Genomic DNA, 3,171 nt, shown 5'->3' on the forward strand with positions numbered 1-3,171 from the left:
GTTGCAATGCCATCGAAAAAGAACAAAACGAGCACGAACGCTTTGGCTATGATCCGCCAAATTATCAAGAAACCATTTCAAATCTAAAAAGATATATTTTGGTTCGATGCAAAGAGGAACGAATTTGGCTGTAATTTTTTAACGCTAATTCACAAATTATTTTCTAGAATGATGAAGGATTATTTTTCTGATTCCAATTCAAAAATGATTTTTTCTACCACCTTTTCTGGCAAAATGGTTCTCATCACATCTTGATAGCCATCGACAATTTTATTTCCATAAACAGAAGTTGGCAATAAGGGATATTTTTCTCTATCGGAAATAATGGCGTTTTTCAAAGGCTGATTGAAAGGTAGAAATCCGGCAAAAGGATGCGTGGCTCCCCAAAGTGTAATTACTTTTACGCCCAACATAGCAGCCATGTGTCCGTTTCCAGAATCCATAGAAAGCATAATGTCAAGGTTTGAAATTAAACTCAATTCTTCACTTAAATTTATTTTTCCAGCAATTACTTCTACATTTTTTAAATCGCTTTTCATTTCATTTAATATTGAAATTTCATCATTTCCTCCACCAAACAACACTATTTTATAATTATGATTAGCCAAATCATTAATTACTTTTTGCATCAAATCTTGAGGATATACTTTGGATTCGTATTGAGCAAACGGCGCAATTCCAATTAATTTTTGGTGATTCTGTCCAATTAGCGAAATTATTTTTGTAGATAGAACTTTTTTTGGAGGAAATATTGGATTTGATAAATTGATTTCAAAACCAAGCTTTTTAAAAGTTTCTGCATGAATTTCAAACATAGTTTTAACAGGCTTGAAAATTTTGTTTTCTTCTCTGGTTAGTGCGTTTTTGTCTTCTCTTTCTTTATTTGAAGCAACGATTTTTTTGCCTAAAAAACCAAATATTTTTCTAATGGCTTTGGATCTAATTACATTATGCAAATCAACAACGGCGTTAATTTTTAATTTTTTTAAGTCTAAAAAAAGTTTGAACAATCCTAATGAACCTTTGTGCCTGCTATTCACATCAACACCAAAAAAATCAACATGAGGAATTGAATCGAAAAATGGTTTAAAAAAAGACCGAGAAACTACTGTTACTTTAAGTTCTGGATATTGCAAAACCAAACCTCTAATTACAGGAACTGTCATGGCAACATCGCCCATTGCAGAGAGGCGAATTACTAGAATATGTTTAATTTTAGACAAGCTTTAAATAACTATTATTTGTTTTGATATAGTATTGGATTCAATTGATCGTCATTGTACATCTTCATTTGTTTGTAAACCTTCATATATTTTTCACCGTTTTCAATATCGGTTATTAAATCATCTATTGCTGTAGTTAAATCTTTTTTTTGTTCTAACAAAACATTCAATTTTTCTAAACATTTTGACCTGTGTTCTACCGAAGCTTCTGCTCTATTTGCTTCTTCATTCATGTGGTAAATTTTCAAAGCTAAGATAGACAATCTGTCAAAAGCCCAAGCTGGACTTTCAGAATTAACTTTTGCATTTGCTTTTACTTTTAAAGCATTATATTTTTGTAAAAAATAACTGTCTATAAATTCAACCAAATCTGTACGTTCCTGGTTTGAAGCATCAATCCTTCTTTTTAAAACCAATGCTGCAACTGGATCAATATTTGGATCCCGAATAATGTCTTCGAAATGCCATTGTACAGTATCAATCCAATTTTTATGGTATAATAAATGCTCGAATTGATCTTTTTGATACGGATTTGAAATGGGTTGGTCTACATTATCAAACAAATGATAATTAGAAATACTTTGTTCAAATACCGAATAAGCCAATTTAGAAAACATATTTTTACATTTTGAAACACAAATATACTTTTTATACCTTTATCAAAACAAAATAACTAATAATTTTAAACATGCATATTCATTATATATCCGAAAGCAATAGTATACTAAATCACTTTTTAACTCAAATACGAGATATAAATATTCAGAAAGACCGCATGCGCTTTAGAAAAAACATTGAACGAATAGGTGAAATAATGGCCTACGAACTCAGTAAAACTCTTGAATATAAAGCTATTGATGTTCAAACACCTCTTGGAATAAAAAACACGACAACTATTGCAGACAACGTGGTTTTGTGTTCCATTCTTAGAGCTGGACTGGCAATGCACACCGGTTTTATGAACTTTTTTGATGATGCTGAAAATGGTTTTGTTTCTGCCTACAGACACCACCCTAATCATGATGATTATTTTGAAATTTTGGTTGAATACCAAGCTGCGCCATCATTTGAAGGAAAAAATCTAATTCTTATTGATCCTATGTTGGCGACTGGTCAATCGGTGGTAGCTGTTTTCAATAAATTAATTATTGAGCAAACACCAAAAGAAATTCATATTGCAGTTGTAATAGCTACGCCAGAAGGTATTGCTTTTCTAGAAGAAAATTTACCTAAAAACTGTCATTTGTGGGTAGCTGCTTTGGATGAAAAACTGAACGAAAAAAATTATATTATTCCAGGTCTTGGTGATGCGGGAGATTTGGCGTACGGCAATAAATTATAACAATTGAAGTATAAAAGTAATCACACTTGCCAAAATTATAGTGCCTAATATAGTTTCTTTGATCCAGTACTTTTCTATGGTTTCTAAATAATTGGTGAGCATTATTGATACTGGAACAAATGTAAAAATAAGCGAACTATTATCTTTATCTGGCGAAATAAAAAATACCACAAGTCCAATAACATAAGCTAAAATAATTTTTTTGTACGATGCTTGCATGTTCAAAGATTTTCTTTTTAGCATTAAAACCATTGTGACCAAAGCCAGCATGGAAGTGAAAATGTAAATAGCCAAGGCAATATTTTGAAATATGGTTTTTATATATTTTAAATCAAAATCTATTCTAATTTGTGATATAAAATTATTCAAAAGATTTGCATCAAAAATTAAGATTGATAAAATTGCAATAATTGATACGGTAAAAAAAGCAATAAACGGAATGATCCAATTTCGATAATCTCTTGAAACGTGAAAAATAATCGATACAAAAACTAAAATTATAAATAAAATGGCCCAAAAATGAAACAAACTTGCTGTAAATATCCAAATAGAAGCATCAAATATTTTTTCTTTAGGAGATTTTAGCGATTGCAACGAAATTAATCG

Annotated in this window: 4 protein-coding genes; 1 reads left to right on the plus strand and 3 read right to left on the minus strand. The window is 30.5% G+C overall.

The genetic code is table 11. From position 1 onward, the window contains the following. Positions 1–179: 179 nt before the first annotated feature. Both RMN92_RS08775 and RMN92_RS08780 read right to left on the minus strand, forming a co-directional pair. On the minus strand, positions 180–1,223 hold the full coding sequence (locus tag RMN92_RS08775; RefSeq protein ID WP_309609087.1) for a glycosyltransferase family 9 protein: 1,044 nt from the start codon (positions 1,221–1,223) through the stop codon (positions 180–182). A gap of 14 nt (positions 1,224–1,237) precedes the next feature. Continuing rightward, the gene (locus RMN92_RS08780; protein ID WP_309609088.1) at positions 1,238–1,840 is read right to left on the minus strand and encodes a DUF4254 domain-containing protein; all 603 of its coding nucleotides are present in this window, start codon (positions 1,838–1,840) and stop codon (positions 1,238–1,240) included. A 71-nt stretch (positions 1,841–1,911) separates the two neighbouring features. Between RMN92_RS08780 and upp the strand changes: the two genes are divergently transcribed. After that, positions 1,912–2,565, plus strand: a complete 654-nt coding sequence (gene upp, locus RMN92_RS08785; protein ID WP_309609089.1) for a uracil phosphoribosyltransferase — start codon at positions 1,912–1,914, stop codon at positions 2,563–2,565. On the opposite strand, the gene RMN92_RS08790 is transcribed toward upp, so the two are convergent. Continuing rightward, positions 2,560–3,171, minus strand: a 612-nt coding sequence (locus RMN92_RS08790; RefSeq protein WP_309609090.1) for a DUF6427 family protein, incomplete at its 5' end; no start/stop codon positions are given. The two genes, upp and RMN92_RS08790, sit on opposite strands and share 6 nt — an antisense overlap.

The sequence above is a fragment of the Flavobacterium sp. genome, from assembly GCF_031363805.1.
GTDB lineage: Bacteria > Bacteroidota > Bacteroidia > Flavobacteriales > Flavobacteriaceae > Flavobacterium.